Genomic DNA, 16,460 nt, shown 5'->3' on the forward strand with positions numbered 1-16,460 from the left:
ATACGTCTCGGAACTTGATCATTCGCACACCTTGATTGGCTTCCGACCGGCGCATCCTGACCCCGTTTAAAAGGTCAAGACTTACTGGACAGATCGTGTGCTACCTAAACCGGACATATCGTGTGCTACCGACAGGCAGCCAACTCATACTGCCGGCTTTCAAGATGGTCGAGTATATTCACGTGTTCGCGCAGCGATTGCTGCAACCGGAAGACATCGACGATGTCACGGTTGATGTCGGTCGCTGCTGGTTCTCGGTGCGGCGCAGACGCCAGAACTCGCGGGCAATGATCACCTTCGCAGACTGGTTGAAGACGGCCGGACCGGGAAACCAGCCCAATCATGGCCGGGAAACAGCAATGCCGCCGGGCGAGGCCCGGCGGCATCTTTATTAACTGGCTACCGCCGTTTCGGCGACGATTCGCTACGGCGTCGTTTCCGCTTCAATCGCGGCCGCCGTCTGGTCGATCTTATCGGCAAGGACGCCCTGGGCCCAGGCCGTGACCTCGTCGTCGACCGGCTTGTTGGCCATGTCCGTCAGCGCCGCGTCGAGCGATACATCGTCGGTGCCGACCGCTGCCGCCGTCGCCTCGTCATTGGCGGCGGTGACCTCTGCCTCCTGGGCAGTGATTTCGGCTTGCAGATCCGTTATCTTCCCAGGCAAGGCCGCCTGGTCTTCGGTCGACAGCGCGGCAATCTGCTCGGGCTTCAGCGACGTCAGCGCAGTCAACTGCGCATTCAGCGCATCCAGCTTGGCTTGGGCCGCTTCAGCCGCGGCCTGGGCGACCTTGGCTTTGGCGGACTGCGTCACGAAAGCCTGGATGGCAGCGAACTTCTTGCTCTTGGAGTTCATGTAAGCATTGATGTTACGCTGCAGCGAATTCAGCCGGCCAAGCTTGGCATGGATGTTCTTCTCCTTGGGCACGGACGAGACCTTTGTGGTCGTGTCGAGCGTGGTGTCGTCCGCTTCGGCCTTGGCTACCTGTCCAGGAGCGGACGACTTGCCGTGCGAAGCGCCGCTGTTGCCATGGCCGTTGCCATTGCCGCCACCGTGGCCATTTCCACCCCCATTGCCGCCGCCGTTACCGTGCCCGTTGCCGCCGGCGCCGGCTAGCGCCGGAGACGCCAGGAGCGCCAACGCGGCAAGCGCCGCGAACAGAGTTTTTCGGTTTGTCATGATATCTCCTCGGGGAATCGCCACTCTTCGCCCAACCGCTAGCGACCGTCGTATGAGGAATTCCTAATTGTACAGAGTAAACTTTAGACAAATGCCGTCTCAATACGCGATCTGGAATCGCCGGCATGCGTAACCATCTGATATTTCAAAGGAATGTTCGACCATGGGCCGCCGTGGCACTGAAGTCCCATGCCGATCGGACCATAGTCTTGGCTACCGACCGGCAGCACGGAAAAGTCGTGGGGCAGTCTATCGCAAAGGCGCTGAAACAAAGAGGCTGGCGCCCAAATCATGGTCTCGGCCGATGCTCTCACCGCAAATCGCAGGCCGGCCTGTTCGCACGCTTCGTCGAGATCATCGACGCGCGTATCCGCTAAGTCCGCTATCCCTCGGCTTCCCAGGAACCGGTCTCGGCCATTCGCCTGAGCAACGGGGCCACGCGGAACACGTCCTTGCCAGTCCGCTGATGCCAGTACTCGAGCCGCTCGACGATCCTGGCCGCACCTTCGAGATCGGCCCAGAACATCGGGCCGCCCTTGCCGACGGGAAATCCATAGCCGTTGACCCAGACGACATCGATGTCGGACGCGCGGGCCGCGATCCCTTCCTCCAGGATCTTCGCGCCTTCGTTGATCAGGGGATAGAGCGTGCGCTCAGTGATTTCTTCCGCACTGATCGCGCGCGGAGCGATGCCCTTTTCGTCCGCCGTGGCGCGGATCAGCGCCTCGACTTTCGGGTCCGGAACCGGTGTGCGCGAACCGTTCTCGTAGAGATAGAACCCCTTGCCGGTCTTCTGGCCGAACCGTCCTTGCTCGCAGAGCGTATCGGCGATGACGGCTGTCAGGCCGCGCGCCTTGCGGTTGCGCCAGCCAATGTCGAGTCCGGCGAGATCGCTCATCTGGAAAGGCCCCATCGGCCAGCCGAAATCGGCAAATACCTGGTCGATCTGGCGTGGGGTAGCGCCTTCCAAAAGCAGCGCTTCCGATTCCAAGCCACGCGCCGCCATCATGCGGTTGCCGACGAAGCCATGGCAGACGCCAACGACGACAGCCACCTTGCCGATCCGCCGCGCCAGGTCGACGACGGTCGCCAGCGCATCGGGCGCGGTCCTCTGCGCCCGCACGATCTCCAGCAGCTTCATGACATTGGCCGGCGAGAAGAAGTGCAGGCCGACCACATCCTGCGGGCGCGAGGTCGAGGTGGCGATTTCGTTGATGTCGAGATAGGAGGTGTTGGTGGCGAGGATCGCACCGGGCTTCGCCACCGCTTCGAGCTTGCCGAAGACTTCCTTCTTGACCGCCATGTCTTCGAACACCGCCTCGACGATCAGGTCGCAATCGGCGAGATCGGCATAGTCGGTGGAACCCTTGAACTGGGCGAGCCGCTGCTGCTTGGCGTCGTCGCTTAGCGAACCGCGCGTGACGGACACCGAATAGTTCTTGTCGATGGTTGCCAGCCCGTGCTGCAGGGCTTCCTGGCTGGTTTCCAGGAGGGTGACGGGGTAGCCGCCATTGGCGAAGGCCATGGCGATGCCGCCGCCCATCGTGCCGGCGCCGATGACTCCGACGCGGGCGATCCTGCGCTTGACGATGTCCTTGGCCGAAATCTTTGCCGCCTCGCGTTCGGCGAAGAACAGATGGCGCTGCGCCCGCGACTGATCGCTGCCGACCAGTTTCACGAACAGCGCACGCTCCGCAGCCAGCGCCGCGTCGAAGGGCAGCGTAGCGGCATTGCGCACCGACAGCGCACAGGCGACCGGCGCCTCAAGGCCGCGCGCCTTCCTGGCGAGGTCCGCAGCCTCGGCGTCGAGAGCCGCGAGGTCGGTCTCTTTGAGCTCGTCATCGCGATCGCGCACCGGGGTGAAGGGACCACCCTTTCGGGCTATTTCCCTGGCGAAGTTCACGGCATGCGTGGTCAGATCGCCTTCGAAGACGGCATCGACCAGGCCGGCTTCATGCGCCTCGGCCGCGCCGATCGGCGCGCCGGAAACGATCATCTTCAACGCCTTCATCGCGCCTACCAGGCGCGGCAGCCGCACCGTGCCGCCGCCGCCCGGCAACAGGCCGAGCTTGACCTCGGGCAGGCCGAGCTTTGCGCCGGCGTCGGCAACGCGGAAATGGCAGCCGAGCGCCAATTCCAGTCCGCCGCCGAGCGCAGTGCCATGAATGGCGGCGACGGTCGGCTTGGCGATGGTTTCCAGCGTTTCCACGATGGCGCGCAGATCGGGTTGCTGCATCGGTTTGCCGAATTCGGTGATGTCGGCGCCGGCGACAAAGGTGCGGCCGGCGCATGCTATGACGATGGCGGCGACCGACGCATCATCCCGCAGCTCGACCAGCGCCTGCATCAGCGGTTCGCGGACATGAAAGCTCAGCGCGTTGACTGGCGGGTTGTCGATGGTGACGATAGCGACATCGCCGCCCCGGTTGACCCTGATGAAATCGGACACGCAAAACCTCCCGGCAGTGGTGAGCGGCTTGCGGCCGCGCAATCGGGATTTACAGCGCCACGACGCGGATGGGAACCGGTTGCCTGGCTGGCATAATGATTGCCGGTCGAGGTGCCTGGCCGCCATCATCTCCGAAGTAGCGATCCTTCACACCCCCCCTCTGCCCTGCCGGGCATCTCCCCCGCAAGGGGGGAGATTAGCAGCTTCTGCGTCTGGCTCACTTAGCAATGTTGGATATTGGCGAAAGCCGCGATAATGGCCGATCTCCCTCCTTGCGGGGGAGATGTCCGGCAGGACAGAGGGGGGTGCTGTCCTGCCAGCATCGACATTCTACATTACAAGCGGCGCAGTTACATGGTCAGTTCAGCGCAGCGCCTTCTGTCCGCCCGCCGCAGTGATGACGCCAACGATGATCAGCCCCGTCAGCAGCAATCGCACGCCGGCGCTGACGCCGAACGTGTTGAGCATGGTCAGCAAAAGCACCAGGAACAGCGCTGCGCCCCAGACGCCGGGGACATTGGCCTTACCGCCGGCCACCGACGTGCCGCCGATGACGACGACGGCGATCGAGGCCAGCAGGTATTCATTGCCGATGTCGACATTGGCGCCGCGGAAATAGCCGGCGAGCAGCGCGCCGTCTATGCCGCCAAGCGCGCCCGACAGCATGTAGGTGAGGAAGCGGATGCGGCCGACATTGACGCCGGCGAGCCAGGCGGCGCGGATGTTCTGGCCAATGGCCAGCACCGAGCGGCCATAGACCATACGCTGCAGCGCGATGGCAGCTCCGACGGTGAACAGCACGGTGAGGATCGCCAGCACCGGAATGCCCAGCACCTGCCAGTTGGCGAAATCGGCGAAGCCTGGCGGCGGCTTGATCTGCAGCCCGCGCCCGTAGCTGATGTCGATCGACTGGATGATGAAGCTGGCCGACAGCGTTGCGATGATCGGCGGAATGCGCAGTGCCCAGATCAGCAGATAGTTGGCGGCGCCGATCGCCGCCCCGCAGGCAAGCGCCGCCAGCAGCCCGACCGCGATCATCGAATCGTTGCCGTCCATCACCTTCATGGCGACGGCACTGGCGAGGCCGATATTGGCCGGCAGCGACAGGTCGACATTGCCCGGGCCAAGCGTGATGACGAACATCTGGCCGACACCGACGATGACCGTGAACACCGCCAGCGACAGAGCAGCGGTGACCATGCCGCCGGCGCCGTACCCGCCGGTGAAGACGATCGTCGCCAGCCAGACCAGCAAGGCACCGAGAAACGACCAGATCCATGGTTTGTTGAGCAGCGATTTCACCGATGCCATCGCTTACCTCTCCCTGCGGCTGATCAGCACCCGCGCCGCCAGCACGATGATCAGGATGGCGCCATTGGCGGCCACCTGCCAGTCGGGTGGGATGTGCATGAAGGTGAGCAGCGGCGAGGCAGCCAGCGCCAGCGTCAGCGCGCCGATCACCGCGCCGATCGGCGACACCCGGCCGCCGACGAATTCGCCGCCGCCGAGGATGACACCGGCGATTGCCAGCAGCGTATAGCCATTGCCGATATTGGCATCTGCCGAGGTGGTGATGCCGATCAGCGCCATGCCCGACAGCACGCCGAACAGGCCGGCCAGCGAAAACAGCACGATCTTGGTCTTGAGCAACGACCATCCAGCACGCCCGAGCGCCGCCGGATTGCCGCCAGAGCCGCGCAGGATCACGCCATAGGAGGTGCGCATCAGGCCGAAATGGACGATGAAACCGATCAGCAGCGCGGCAATGATCGGGAACGGCACCAAAGGCGGCTTGAACGCCATCAGCCCAAGCAGCCAGTCCGGCGCCTTGCCGCCTGGTTTGGGCAGAATGAGAATCGCCAGGCCCTGCCAGACGAAGCTCATCCCGAGCGTCACCACGATCGACGGCAGATTGCGCAGATGGATCAGCGCGCCGAGCAGAGAATAGACGCCGATCGATCCGAGCAGGATGACGACGCCGATGAGCGGCGCTTCCTTCAGCCATGTCGCGGTGACACAGCCGACAAAGCCGACGAAGGTGCCGATCGACAAGTCGAGCTCGTTGCCTGATATGACAAACATCTGCGCGATCGTCGCCAGCGCGATCGGGATCGCCAAATTGAGCATCAGGCTGAAGCCGAAATAGCTGATGGCGCGCGGGTTGAGCCAAGCGATGGCAAGCAGCACCAGTGCCAGCGACAGCGCCGGCAGCAGCCCGCGCAACAGGCGGGCGCGGGCCAGCGCGCCACGCTCGGCGGAAGTCCTGGCAGCGGTTTCGAGACTGGCGGCCGTCATCTCAGGCCGCATCGCCGAACGAGGATTGGATGATCTTCTCTTCCGTCAACTCGTCGCGGCGCAGATTGGCGACGATGCGGCTGTTCTTGAAAACATAGACGTGGTCGCAATTGTCGAGCTCTTCGGTTTCCGTGGTGTACCAGAGGAAGGTGCGGCCGCGGCCTGCTTCCTCGCGCACGAGGTCGTAGACCTCCAGCTTGGTGCCGATATCGACGCCGCGCATCGGATCGTCCATCAGCACGATCTCAGCATCGGACCCCAGGGCGCGGGCAAACAGCGCCTTCTGTTGGTTGCCGCCCGAAAGCGAGAAGATGTTGTTGTTCATATCCGGTGTGCGGATGCCGATCTTCTTCTGCCAGAACTGGGCGAGTTCGGCCTCGCGCTGCGGCGAGATGAGCAGCCTATTGCGCAGACGCGCCAGCGAGCGGATGCCTATATTCTGCGCGATCGACCATTGCGGAAAAATGCCATCCGCCTGGCGGTCGCCGGCCACCAGCGCCACCGGCGCCGTCACCTCGATACCAGCCCGGGCGCGCGATGCCGCGGCGAAGATCGCTAGCAACAGATCGGTCTGGCCATGGCCCGCCAGCCCGGCAAGGCCGATGATCTCGCCGGCGCAAGCGACAAGGTCGGTGCCGTCCTTCTGTGCGGCAGGACGCGCCCGGACCCGCAGCGGACTGGCCCCGGGCTTGGCGGCAGCGATTTCAGCGGCGATCTTCTGGCGCGCTTCCGCTCCGCCCATCGCCGTCACCAGGCGGTCGCGGTCGAAGGCGCTGGCGGCATCTGCGACAACCACTTTGCCGTCGCGCATCACCACGATGCGGTCGGCATTGCGCAGCACCTCGCCCAGTACGTGCGAAATCAGGATGCAGCTTTTGCCGCCGGCAACGAAGCGGCGCACGAAAGACAGCAACTGGCCGGCCGTATGGGAGTCGAGCGACGATGTCGGCTCGTCGAGGATGACGAGGTCGAGACGGTCCCGGGTGACCGTGAACGCACGTGCCACCTCCACCATCTGGCGCCGACCGATCGACAGGTCGCCGACAATGTCCGAGGGCGATATGCTGTGACCCGGAAAGATCTCGTCGAGCTTGGCGGCGATCAGATCGGCCGCCTTGCGTCGCCAGCCGAAGCCTCGCAGCGAAGCATGGTTGATGCGCGTATTCTCGGCGACGCTGAGATTGGGGCACAGCGACAGTTCCTGGAACACGCAGCGTATGCCGAGCTGCTGCGCCCGCGACACCGAGTAGTTCGCCTCGATGCCGCCATGCACGCCGATCTGCCCGCTGTCGGGCGTCAACGTGCCCGCCACCATATGCATCAGTGTCGACTTGCCGGCGCCATTGTGGCCGACGAGACCCACGCATTCACCGGGCCCGACATGAAAGTCGACGCCGCCCAGTGCGCGAACGGCGCCGAAATGCTTTTCGGCGCCGTTCAGTCTGATGATGTCAGCGTTCCCTTCAGGCATGCTCAACGATATCCGCTCGGCGATACGGACGGCAACGCTGCCGTGATGCTCACTTGATGTTGGCCTTGATGGCCGCGATCGCATCTTCCTGCGTGTATTCGTGGCTGGCAACGCCACCCTTGGGGATCTTCGGCAACTCGGCCTCGAAATCGTCTTGGGTGAACGCCAGATACGGCACCAGCAGATCGTGCGGAATATCCTTGCGGCCATCGAGCACCTGCTGCGCCACCCAGAAGGCGAGCGACGAGACGCCGGGCGCGATCGATGCCGACCAGGTCTTGTAGCCATCCTTGTCCTTCTGTTCCTTCCACCACTGCAGCTCGTCCTGGCGGTTGCCCATGATGATGGTCGGGCGCGGCTTGCCGGCGGCGGCGAATGCCTGGGCCGCGCCATAGCCGTCACCGCCCTGGTCGACGATGCCGACGATATCGGGCAGCGAAGGCAGGATGGTCGCCACCGCCTTCTGAGCCGTCGTCTGGTCCCAGTCGCCGGTCACCGAGCCGACGATCTTGAACTCGGGATGGGCGGCAACGCCTTCGAGGATGCCGGCATGGATGGCATCGTCGATCGAGGTGCCGGCAAGGCCACGGATTTCCAGCAGGTTGCCGCCCTTGGGCTGGAACTTGGCCATCTGCTCGACTTCCTGCTTGCCCATGTCCTTGAAGTCGACGACGACGCGGTAGGCGCAGGGCTCGGTCACGGTGCCGTCGAAGGAGACGACGACGATGCCGGCATCGCAAGCCTGCTTGATGGCGCCATTGAGCGCATCCGGCGAGGCGGCGTTGATGACGATCGCGTCATAACCCTGCAGGATAAGGTTCTGTACCTGCGCCGCCTGCGTCGGCACTTCCTTGTCGGCGGTGGTGAAGATGTCGGCCGCGCCGACGATCTTGTCGGCGACCGCCTTCTTGGTGACGATGCCATAGCTGTCGAGCATGGCCTGCCGCCAGGAATTGCCGGCATAGTTATTGGAAAAGGCGATCTTCTTGCCACTGGTGTCGGCCAGCGCCGTGCCCGAGGCAAGCATTGCCGCCAGAGCGCCCAGAACGAACAGTTTCTTCATGTCATACTCCTCCCAGATGTGTTGACTGATGCAATTCCCACCGGCTTTGGCCCGGCCTCACTCCCAACTCTGATTTGAGCACGGATTGTCGCGGACTCAAAACAGTCTCAATCCCGGCACGCGCACCCGGAGCCGGTACAATGACGTCGACGCGGTAATGTAGAGGCTTTGCAGGTCGTCGTCGCCGAACGTAAAATTCGCGCAATCCTCGGGCGTCCGGATAACGCCCAGAATGGCGCCCGACGCGTCAAAGACATGGATACCACCGGGGCCGGTGCAGTAAAGATTGCCGCGGCTGTCGATCTTCATGCCGTCGGGCGCTCCCAGGCCTTCGCCCTCGGTCACCGCCCAGACCGCGCCGCCGTTCAGATCGCCGTTCGCTTCGACGCCGAACACCCTGATATGTCCGCGTTCGGTGTCGTTGATGAACAGCCGCGACTCGTCCAGCGAAAAGCAAAGTCCGTTCGGCTGCACGAAATCGTCGGCCAGCAAGGTCAGTCGTGCGCCGTCGCCATCGATGCGGTAGACACCCTGGAACCGCAGCTCCTGAGGACGGGCAACGCCATAGAATTCCACCCTGCCGTAGCCAGGATCGGTGAAGTAGATCGATCCGCCGGTGGCAACAACGATGTCGTTCGGGCTATTGAGCTGCTTGCCCTGATGATGTGTCGCGAGCACGGTCACGCTGCCGTTGGCCTCGGCCCGGATCACGCGGCTCGTCGCGTGCTCACAGGTGATCAGTCGCCCCTGGCGGTCCAGCGTGTTGCCATTGGCCTTATAGCTCGGCTCGCGGAACAGCTCGATCTCGCCCGCCCTACCGCGGCGATACATCCGGCTTTCGGGAATATCCGAGAAGACCAGCCACTTCTCGTAGGGATGCCAGACCGGCCCTTCGAGGAAGCCGAAGCCGCTCGCCAGCGTTTCGATCGCTGCATCGCCAACGACATCGTCGAAGCCGGAATGGCGGGCGCGCGCCGAAACCGACATCACTGGCTCCCGGCGGCGCCGACAGTTGCGCGAACTCGCATGGTAACGAATGACATGAGCGCTCTCCCGATATGGTCTTTTTATGGGTCGAGCGTTGTTGCCGCGCCGGCATGGCGATACGGGTCAACGCGCAGGGCCGACTGTGCGTTTGCACAGTCGGCCGTAGGAGCGGCGATAATCTATAATATTGGCGAACACCCTGTCGCATCGCGGCGTCGGACTAGGGTCGGCGAACACTCAGCAAAAGCATGGTCAATGTCGCACTCGCGCACGCTACCGCTACGAGCGCTATCACGCCGGCAGAGTTGGACTTTTGCCCTGCGCGAAATGAACCGTGCCGCGCAGGCATAGGACTGCGAACCAAGGTCTCCAGATCGGGCCTGCTGCCGTGTCGAATTGAATAGGCGCGCGTGAACTCGGCACCGAGAAGGAAAATTTCCGACGAGTAGTAGACCCAGAGCAATATGACGAGCAGTCCACCGGCGGCGCCATACGAGGACGCAATCGCGCTGGTGCCGATATACCAGCCGATAAGCGATTTTCCCAACGTGAACAGGGCAGCCGTCACGACAGCACCGATCCCGACATCGCGCCATTCCAGGCTTCGGTCGGGCAAAACTTTGTAGATGGCGGCGAACATCAGGGAGATCAGGACAAACGAAACGACGCCGTTGATCACGCTGAGTATGATCGTTCCGAACGGCAGATGGGCGTTGATAAAATCGCCCAGTGCCGAAATCGCAGCGCTTGCAATCAGAGAGACCAGCAGCAGGAAACCGAGCGCGGCCACCAATCCCAGACTGGCGGCTCGTGCCCGCACCAGACGAGACAAGGAGTTGCCCTGCGGTTCGACCTTCCAAATCGTGTTCAACGACTGCTGCATTTCGCCGAAGACGCCAGAGGCGGCCACCAACAAGGTGACGAGCCCAATGATCGCGGCCCAGGTCCCGTACAGCTTGCTGGATACGCTTTCCAGCGCGGTCTGGAGGAGATCAGCACTTTCCGGCCCCATCAGCCCGGAGATCTGGGCAGACAAAGCCAATTGTGCTGCATCATGACCGAAGACGAGACCAGCAACAGCGACCACAATCAGCAAGATCGGCGCCAGCGAGGTGGCGGCATAAAAAGCCATCGCGGCACCATGACTAAGAGCATTATCGTCGATGAAGCCGGCTACGCTTTCACGCACCAAGTGCCATGAATCTGTGATTGAGGGTCGCACTTTGGGTCCGCAGGCAGCAAATTGGAACGCCGTTCATTAGCAATGCGCCAAGCGTTCCGATGTTCCGCCTGGCCGCGCCACTGGTTTCAGGAATTGGATCGGAATCTGCCCAGCCGTGAGGTGAGGCGTGTAGGGGAAGCCTACTCTTGCCCCGCCAGCCAGGCATCGAGCCGGTCCTGTTCGCGGCGCAGCGCATCGATGTTGATCAGGCCGCGCGCCATGGCGAGATTGATCGCCCGCGTCCGTGAGTTGAACACGGAAGCATCGCTGGCGCCGTCCTCCGCCGGCACGATGCCAAGCTTGTCGTAGACATGCTTGATGCGGCTCTGCGCGCCGCGGATCGACAGGCCCCGGCGTGCCGCGATCGCACGGTCGGTCAGGCCGAGCGCAATGTCGATCAGGCTTTCATATTCGCCGTCGGTGATGCCCTCGAATTTGTCTTGGACGCGGTGCTGGATGCCACGTATCTCGCGATCGATGATGCAGTGGCCTTCGCGGAAAACGCCGCGCAAGGCCGAGCGCATGCCTTCCTCCGTCGCCGATTTGAGCACATAGCCATAGACCGAGCCGGGCGGCACGATGCGCGCCACGCCGCGCACATAGGCCTCATCGGCGAAATTCGACCAGAACAGGATGTGCGTGCCGGCGTGGCGGTTCCAGATCGCCCTGGCAACCTCGATCCCTGTCGCCTTCGGCATCTGCAGGTCGAGCACGACATGCGGCGGCTCTCGCTCGGCCGCCAGATTGATGGCGTCCTCGCCATCGCTCGCCTCGATCACCTCGACATCGCCGGGCCATAATTGCTCCACCGTCCGCCGCGCGAAGGTGCGGTGCAGTCCATCGTTCTCGGCGATCATCACAAGCATCACATGGCCTCCGACACGGCGAACTCGCCGGGCGCTGCTGCAGCCGCCGCAATGGGCAATTCCCGAAATGGCTCCCGGTCGACCTCGACGACGACACGCGTGCCGCCGCTCTTGCGACCGGCTTGGCCGATGCGCAGCCGCGCCCCGATAAGGGCGGCCCGTGTGTGCATGTGACCAATGCCGCCATGCGCCGCCGGGTCGACGACGCCGCATCCCTGGCCGTCGTCGGTGATGATCACCCGCAGCACACTCGCCGTCGACGCCAGCAAGACATCGATGTGGTGCGGCGCGGCGTGGCGAACGGCATTGTTGATCGCTTCCTGCACGATCCGGTAGAGCGCGGTGCGGACAGGCTCGGGCAAGCTGTCGGCGCCGCCGTCGCTGGTGTCGGCGATGCGCACGGCGATCGGCGGCTTGGCCCTGGCGACACTGCGGTTGAGGTGCGCCTCGACCGCGTCGCGCAGGCCGAACAGTTCGAGCACGCTCGGCCGCATATCGTCGACGATGTGGCGCAGTTCCGTGAGACAACCGGCAACCTCCTGCTCGAGATCCGCAAGCTGCGCTGCCCGCGCCACGCCCTGGCCACGCAACGCCGAAAGCTGGCGCGCGATGCGGGCGAGGTCGGCGAGCGTCTGGTCGTGCAGGTCCATGGCCATGCGCCGGCGTTCGCGCTCCATGCCTTCTGTCAGCTGCGAGGCGCCGACCCGCAGCAGCTCGACGCGATTGCCTGCCTCGCTCTCGGCCAGCATGGCGCGGCGTGCCTCCTCGGTCTGGATCAGCGCGAAGATATAGGGCGCGATCAGATCCGCGCATTGCTGGGCGACACCGACATCGGCAAGCGTGTAGCAATCAACCTCGTGCCGGCTGATGTTGAGCGCGCCGATGATGCCGCCACGTGCCCTGAGCGGTACGACGATGCGGCTGCGCAGTTGGGCGGCGAAGATCGGCCCATCGATGGCGGTGGCGAAATGGAAGCGCTCGTCGCTCAGTGCGTCGTCGGCGAGCAGATAGGGTACTTCGCCCCACAGCACCGAGCGTATCGGGCTGACTTCGGTTGGCAGCGGATGCTGGGCAAGCTCGCTCCAGCTGGTGTGGAAACCGGCCTCATAACAGGCGTGGCGGCGGCCGTCATGCGACAGCACCGCCAGATCCATGTGGTCGTGCGGAATGAGCGAGCCGATCTCGATGGCTGTCGCGCGGAACGCCGTGCCGGGATCTATATGGCCGGCAAGCGCCCGCGAAATCGCCAGCAGCCGGTCGATCAGGACCAGGGACACCTCCGGCATGGTTTTCACGATCCTCCCGTGCCGGGAAATAGTGGACGCAGGCTGGCACCGCTGTCAACGACGGCTCGGTTGACGGGGCCGATCAACTTGCGGTGCGGTGATTGAAAACGCTTCGCGTCCTGGTCTAGGGAGGCGAGTCAGGAGACCGACGCAGAATGCCAGTGACGCCGACGCCAACCATTGCTCCGGGCGCCCCGGGAATTCCGGCACGATGGACGCCGAGCGCCAAGAGTGTCGAAACGTCGCTTGGCCGGCCACCCGCAGGGAAGCACGCTGATCTTCACTTTTTTCTGGCCCGGGGCCGGCGATTGGGAGAATGTCGGCTTCTCCGTTCTATCGCGCGCCCAGGATAGCCAGGCGATCCTTCCTCGATAAACCCCGCAAATCTCTTCGGAAACAGGGACGAAACCATGCAGATCGGAATGATGGGACTGGGCCGGATGGGCGCCAACATGGTTCGGCGCCTGATGCGTGACGGCCATGAATGCGTCGTCTACGACATCAACCCCGCCAGCGTCGCGGCTCTGGTGACCGACGGGGCGCTAGGGGCGGCTTCAATGGAAGAATTCGTCGGCAAGCTGGCCAAGCCGCGTTGTGTCTGGCTGATGCTGCCGGCGGCCATCACCGGCAGGATCATCGATCAGGTCGCGCCCCTGATGGAGCCGGGCGACATCGTTATCGACGGCGGCAATTCCTACTATCACGACGCCGTCGACCAGGCCGCGAAACTGGCCGCCAAGGGTATCCATCTCGTCGATGTCGGCACCAGTGGCGGTGTCTGGGGGCTGGAGCGTGGCTATTGCCTGATGATCGGCGGGCCCGATGTGGCGGTGCAACACCTCGACTCGATCTTTGCCACGCTGGCGCCGGGCGCCGACGCCGGCTCCAATCTGCTTAGGGATGCCGGAACCGCGCCCTATGGCTATCTGCATTGCGGACCTAGCGGCGCCGGCCACTTCGTCAAGATGGTGCACAACGGCATCGAATATGGCGTCATGGCCGCCTATGCCGAAGGCATGAACATTCTGAAGTCGGCCAATGCCGGCAAGCGCCAACGAACGGCGGACGCCGAGACCAGCCCGTTGGAAAACCCGCAATACTATCAGTTCGACATCGACCTTCCCCAAGTGGCCGAGGTCTGGCGGCATGGCAGCGTCATCGGCTCTTGGCTGCTCGACCTGACGGCCGGCGCATTGAAAGGCGATCCGGGCCTGGCGAATTTCGGCGGCCGCGTCTCGGATTCCGGCGAAGGCCGCTGGACGTTGAAGGCGGCGATCGACACTGGCGTGCCGGCGCCGGTCTTGTCCTCGGCGCTGTTCGACCGCTTCTCCTCGCAAGGCGAATCCGAATTCGCCGACAAGCTGTTGTCCGCCATGCGCTATGCCTTTGGCGGCCATGTCGAAAAGACCGGCAAGTGACGGCGACAGGGGAGACGCGCGCATGAGCCAGGAACGCTCCGACACGCTGGTGCTCTTCGGAGCGACCGGCGACCTCGGCCACAAGAAGATATTTCCAGCGCTTTACCAGATGGTCGCCAAGGGCACGCTCGCCGAACCGGTGATCGGCGTCGCCTTCGACGCCTGGGACATCAAGCAATTGCAGGCCCGCGCCCGCGACGGCATCGTCAATGCGCTGGGCAAGGTCGACGAGAAGGTGTTCGCACAGTTCGCCTCGCAACTGCGCTATGTCAGCGGCGACTACCGCGACGGAGCGACCTTCGAGAAGCTGAAAAGCGCCCTCGGCACGGCACAGCGGCCGATGCATTACATGGCGGTGCCGCCGACCATGTTCGAAACCGTCGTCCAGGGGCTGGAGCAATCGGGCACGGCCCAGGGCGCGCGGCTGATGGTGGAAAAGCCTTTCGGCCACGATCTGCAATCGGCACGCTGGCTAAACCGGGTTCTGCATCTGGTGTTCGACGAACAGTCGATCTTCCGCATCGACCACTATCTCGGCAAGGAAGCGATCCAGAACCTGCTCTATTTCCGCTTCGCCAATTCCCTTCTCGAGCCGATCTGGAACCGCAATTTCGTCGAGAGCGTGCAGATCACCATGGCCGAGGATTTCGGCGTCGAGGGTCGTGGCCGCTTCTATGATGATGTCGGCTGCATCAGGGATGTCATCGAGAACCATCTGCTCAACATCCTGTTGCTGCTTGCCATGGAGCCACCCGTCGGCCGTTCCGCCGACGACCTGATCGACGAGAAGGTGCAGGTGCTGCGCGCCATCCGCACGCTGACCAGGGACGATGTCGTGCGCGGCCAATTCACTGGCTATCTCGCTGAACCGGGCGTGGCCCCGAACTCGCCGGTCGAGACCTTCGCGGCGGTGCGCTTCTTCGTCGACACCTGGCGCTGGCAGGACGTGCCGTTCTTCATCCGCGCCGGCAAGAACATGCCGGTGCATGTCACCGAAGTGGTTGTGCGGCTGAAGCGGCCGCCGCTCGACGTCTTCGATCCGATCAAGCCCGCCGACCAGAACTACGTCCGCTTCCGTATCGACCCGCAGGTAGTGATCGCCATCGGCGCGCAGCGCAAGGCGCCGGGCGACGACATGATCGGCGAACAGGTCGAACTGACGGCGCTCGACGACAGCAAGGGCGACATGCCGCCCTATGAGCGGTTGATCGGCGACGCCATGAACGGCAACGGTCAGCTGTTTACCCGCCAGGATGCCAGCGAGTTGGCCTGGCGCATCGTCGGCCCGGTGCTCGGCGACACCACGCCGCCGCATCTCTACGAGCCGGGGACATGGGGTCCGGCGGACGTTATGGGCGGCTTCGGGCCGCCCAACGGCTGGATCGATCCGGAAAAGTGAAAGGGTGACACAATGGCCAAGGCGGTGAAGCAATCGGTATCGGGCTCCGAGAAATCAGGCACTGAAAAGATCGTGCTTTCGATTGATATTGGCGGCTCGCACGTCAAGATCCTGACCAGCGCCGGCGGTGCGGAACGCAGGGCGGACTCCGGACCGGGCCTGACGCCGCAGCAGATGATCGACGCGGTGAAGAAGCTCGCCGAGGGCCTGTCCTATGATGTCATTTCGATGGGCTATCCCGGCCCGGTCAATCATAACAGACCGCTCACCGACCCCGCCAATCTTGGCAAGGGTTGGGCTGGATTTGACTTCGCGAGTGCGTTCGGCAAACCGGTGAAGGTGGTCAACGACGCACTGATGCAGGCCATTGGCAGTTACGAAGGCGGGCGCATGCTGTTCCTCGGGCTCGGCACCGGTCTGGGCGCGGCGATGATTGCGGACAATGTCGCCCAGCCGATGGAACTCGCCCACCTGCCCTATAAGAACGGCAAGAGCTTCGAGGACTATGTCGGCGAACGCGGCCTGGTAAAGCGCGGCAAGAAGAAATGGCGCAGATATGTCTTCGATGTGGTCGAACGGCTCCGTGCCGCCATGCTGCCTGACTATGTCGTCATTGGCGGCGGCAATGTCGACAAGCTCGATGAATTGCCCGCCGACTCCAGGCGCGGCGACAACACACGCGCCTTCGAAGGCGGATTTCGTTTGTGGCGCGACAAGGCGCTGATAGTCTGATATTGTTATTGTTTAATATAGTTGTTCAAAATAACGTGTGATATGATACAAGTCATTGCAGTGCGCAGATTTGCCGATTAGGAATTCCGCGCCAC

At 63.4% G+C, this 16,460-nt stretch carries 15 protein-coding genes; 5 read left to right on the plus strand and 10 right to left on the minus strand.

Annotated elements, in window-relative coordinates:
• The first annotated feature begins 164 nt into the window (after positions 1 to 164).
• Positions 165 to 395, plus strand: coding sequence for a hypothetical protein (locus NKH57_RS02305; protein WP_352941362.1), 231 nt, complete (start codon positions 165 to 167; stop codon positions 393 to 395).
• A 29-nt stretch (positions 396 to 424) separates the two neighbouring features.
• Here the strand turns inward: NKH57_RS02305 and NKH57_RS02310 are convergent, their stop codons facing one another.
• On the minus strand, positions 425 to 1,177 hold the full coding sequence (locus tag NKH57_RS02310) for a hypothetical protein (protein ID WP_352941365.1): 753 nt from the start codon (positions 1,175 to 1,177) through the stop codon (positions 425 to 427).
• A 125-nt stretch (positions 1,178 to 1,302) separates the two neighbouring features.
• On the opposite strand from NKH57_RS02310, the gene NKH57_RS02315 reads away from it, so the two are divergent.
• Entirely contained in the window at positions 1,303 to 1,554 is a 252-nt protein-coding gene (locus NKH57_RS02315; RefSeq protein WP_352606893.1) for a hypothetical protein, read from the plus strand.
• Between the two features lie 5 nt (positions 1,555 to 1,559).
• On the opposite strand, the gene NKH57_RS02320 is transcribed toward NKH57_RS02315, so the two are convergent.
• The 9 genes from NKH57_RS02320 to NKH57_RS02360 form a co-directional block, all read right to left on the minus strand.
• Positions 1,560 to 3,626: a 3-hydroxyacyl-CoA dehydrogenase NAD-binding domain-containing protein gene (locus NKH57_RS02320; RefSeq protein ID WP_352941367.1), complete on the minus strand. Its 2,067-nt coding sequence runs from the start codon at positions 3,624 to 3,626 to the stop codon at positions 1,560 to 1,562.
• Positions 3,627 to 3,989: 363 nt separating this feature from the next.
• Positions 3,990 to 4,937, minus strand: a complete 948-nt coding sequence (locus NKH57_RS02325; protein WP_352941369.1) for an ABC transporter permease — start codon at positions 4,935 to 4,937, stop codon at positions 3,990 to 3,992.
• 3 nt (positions 4,938 to 4,940) lie between these two features.
• Positions 4,941 to 5,921, minus strand: coding sequence for an ABC transporter permease (locus tag NKH57_RS02330; RefSeq protein ID WP_352941372.1), 981 nt, complete (start codon positions 5,919 to 5,921; stop codon positions 4,941 to 4,943).
• 1 nt (position 5,922) lies between these two features.
• On the minus strand, positions 5,923 to 7,392 hold the full coding sequence (locus tag NKH57_RS02335) for a sugar ABC transporter ATP-binding protein (protein ID WP_352941375.1): 1,470 nt from the start codon (positions 7,390 to 7,392) through the stop codon (positions 5,923 to 5,925).
• 49 nt (positions 7,393 to 7,441) lie between these two features.
• Positions 7,442 to 8,455 carry an ABC transporter substrate-binding protein gene (locus NKH57_RS02340; protein WP_352941377.1) on the minus strand — a complete coding sequence of 338 codons (1,014 nt, stop codon included), beginning with the start codon at positions 8,453 to 8,455 and terminating at the stop codon, positions 7,442 to 7,444.
• Between the two features lie 96 nt (positions 8,456 to 8,551).
• Entirely contained in the window at positions 8,552 to 9,442 is an 891-nt protein-coding gene (locus NKH57_RS02345) for an SMP-30/gluconolactonase/LRE family protein (protein WP_352941380.1), read from the minus strand.
• A gap of 220 nt (positions 9,443 to 9,662) precedes the next feature.
• Positions 9,663 to 10,631 (minus strand): YihY/virulence factor BrkB family protein, encoded by a 969-nt coding sequence (locus NKH57_RS02350; RefSeq protein WP_352606944.1) that lies wholly within the window; start codon positions 10,629 to 10,631, stop codon positions 9,663 to 9,665.
• Between the two features lie 173 nt (positions 10,632 to 10,804).
• The gene (locus NKH57_RS02355; protein WP_352836420.1) at positions 10,805 to 11,530 is read right to left on the minus strand and encodes a response regulator; all 726 of its coding nucleotides are present in this window, start codon (positions 11,528 to 11,530) and stop codon (positions 10,805 to 10,807) included.
• Positions 11,530 to 12,816, minus strand: a complete 1,287-nt coding sequence (locus NKH57_RS02360; protein WP_352941382.1) for a sensor histidine kinase — start codon at positions 12,814 to 12,816, stop codon at positions 11,530 to 11,532. The genes NKH57_RS02355 and NKH57_RS02360 overlap by 1 nt, the downstream gene beginning before the upstream one ends.
• A gap of 410 nt (positions 12,817 to 13,226) precedes the next feature.
• Between NKH57_RS02360 and gnd the strand changes: the two genes are divergently transcribed.
• From gnd to NKH57_RS02375, 3 genes are read left to right on the plus strand one after another with little or no spacing between them, the layout of a single operon-like run.
• Positions 13,227 to 14,234: a phosphogluconate dehydrogenase (NAD(+)-dependent, decarboxylating) gene (gnd, locus tag NKH57_RS02365; protein ID WP_352941385.1), complete on the plus strand. Its 1,008-nt coding sequence runs from the start codon at positions 13,227 to 13,229 to the stop codon at positions 14,232 to 14,234.
• Between the two features lie 22 nt (positions 14,235 to 14,256).
• Entirely contained in the window at positions 14,257 to 15,633 is a 1,377-nt protein-coding gene (zwf, locus tag NKH57_RS02370; RefSeq protein ID WP_352941387.1) for a glucose-6-phosphate dehydrogenase, read from the plus strand.
• Between the two features lie 12 nt (positions 15,634 to 15,645).
• The gene (locus tag NKH57_RS02375; RefSeq protein ID WP_352606872.1) at positions 15,646 to 16,365 is read left to right on the plus strand and encodes an ROK family protein; all 720 of its coding nucleotides are present in this window, start codon (positions 15,646 to 15,648) and stop codon (positions 16,363 to 16,365) included.
• The last annotated feature ends 95 nt before the right edge of the window (positions 16,366 to 16,460 follow it).

This window comes from Mesorhizobium sp. M1050, assembly GCF_040318715.1.
Classification (GTDB): domain Bacteria; phylum Pseudomonadota; class Alphaproteobacteria; order Rhizobiales; family Rhizobiaceae; genus Mesorhizobium.

Bases quoted from the DNA above. Each gene is read 5' to 3' on its own strand.
- NKH57_RS02305 (WP_352941362.1), top strand. From the start codon at position 165: ATGGTCGAGTATATTCACGTGTTCGCGCAGCGATTGCTGCAACCGGAA.
- NKH57_RS02375 (WP_352606872.1), top strand. From the start codon at position 15,646: ATGGCCAAGGCGGTGAAGCAATCGGTATCGGGCTCCGAGAAATCAGGC.
- NKH57_RS02310 (WP_352941365.1), bottom strand. From the start codon at position 1,177: ATGACAAACCGAAAAACTCTGTTCGCGGCGCTTGCCGCGTTGGCGCTC.
- NKH57_RS02325 (WP_352941369.1), bottom strand. From the start codon at position 4,937: ATGGCATCGGTGAAATCGCTGCTCAACAAACCATGGATCTGGTCGTTT.
- NKH57_RS02340 (WP_352941377.1), bottom strand. From the start codon at position 8,455: ATGAAGAAACTGTTCGTTCTGGGCGCTCTGGCGGCAATGCTTGCCTCG.
- NKH57_RS02360 (WP_352941382.1), bottom strand. From the start codon at position 12,816: ATGCCGGAGGTGTCCCTGGTCCTGATCGACCGGCTGCTGGCGATTTCG.
- NKH57_RS02345 (WP_352941380.1), bottom strand. From the start codon at position 9,442: ATGTCGGTTTCGGCGCGCGCCCGCCATTCCGGCTTCGACGATGTCGTT.
- NKH57_RS02355 (WP_352836420.1), bottom strand. From the start codon at position 11,530: ATGCTTGTGATGATCGCCGAGAACGATGGACTGCACCGCACCTTCGCG.
- NKH57_RS02330 (WP_352941372.1), bottom strand. From the start codon at position 5,921: ATGACGGCCGCCAGTCTCGAAACCGCTGCCAGGACTTCCGCCGAGCGT.
- zwf (WP_352941387.1), top strand. From the start codon at position 14,257: ATGAGCCAGGAACGCTCCGACACGCTGGTGCTCTTCGGAGCGACCGGC.
- NKH57_RS02315 (WP_352606893.1), top strand. From the start codon at position 1,303: ATGCGTAACCATCTGATATTTCAAAGGAATGTTCGACCATGGGCCGCC.
- NKH57_RS02335 (WP_352941375.1), bottom strand. From the start codon at position 7,392: ATGCCTGAAGGGAACGCTGACATCATCAGACTGAACGGCGCCGAAAAG.
- gnd (WP_352941385.1), top strand. From the start codon at position 13,227: ATGCAGATCGGAATGATGGGACTGGGCCGGATGGGCGCCAACATGGTT.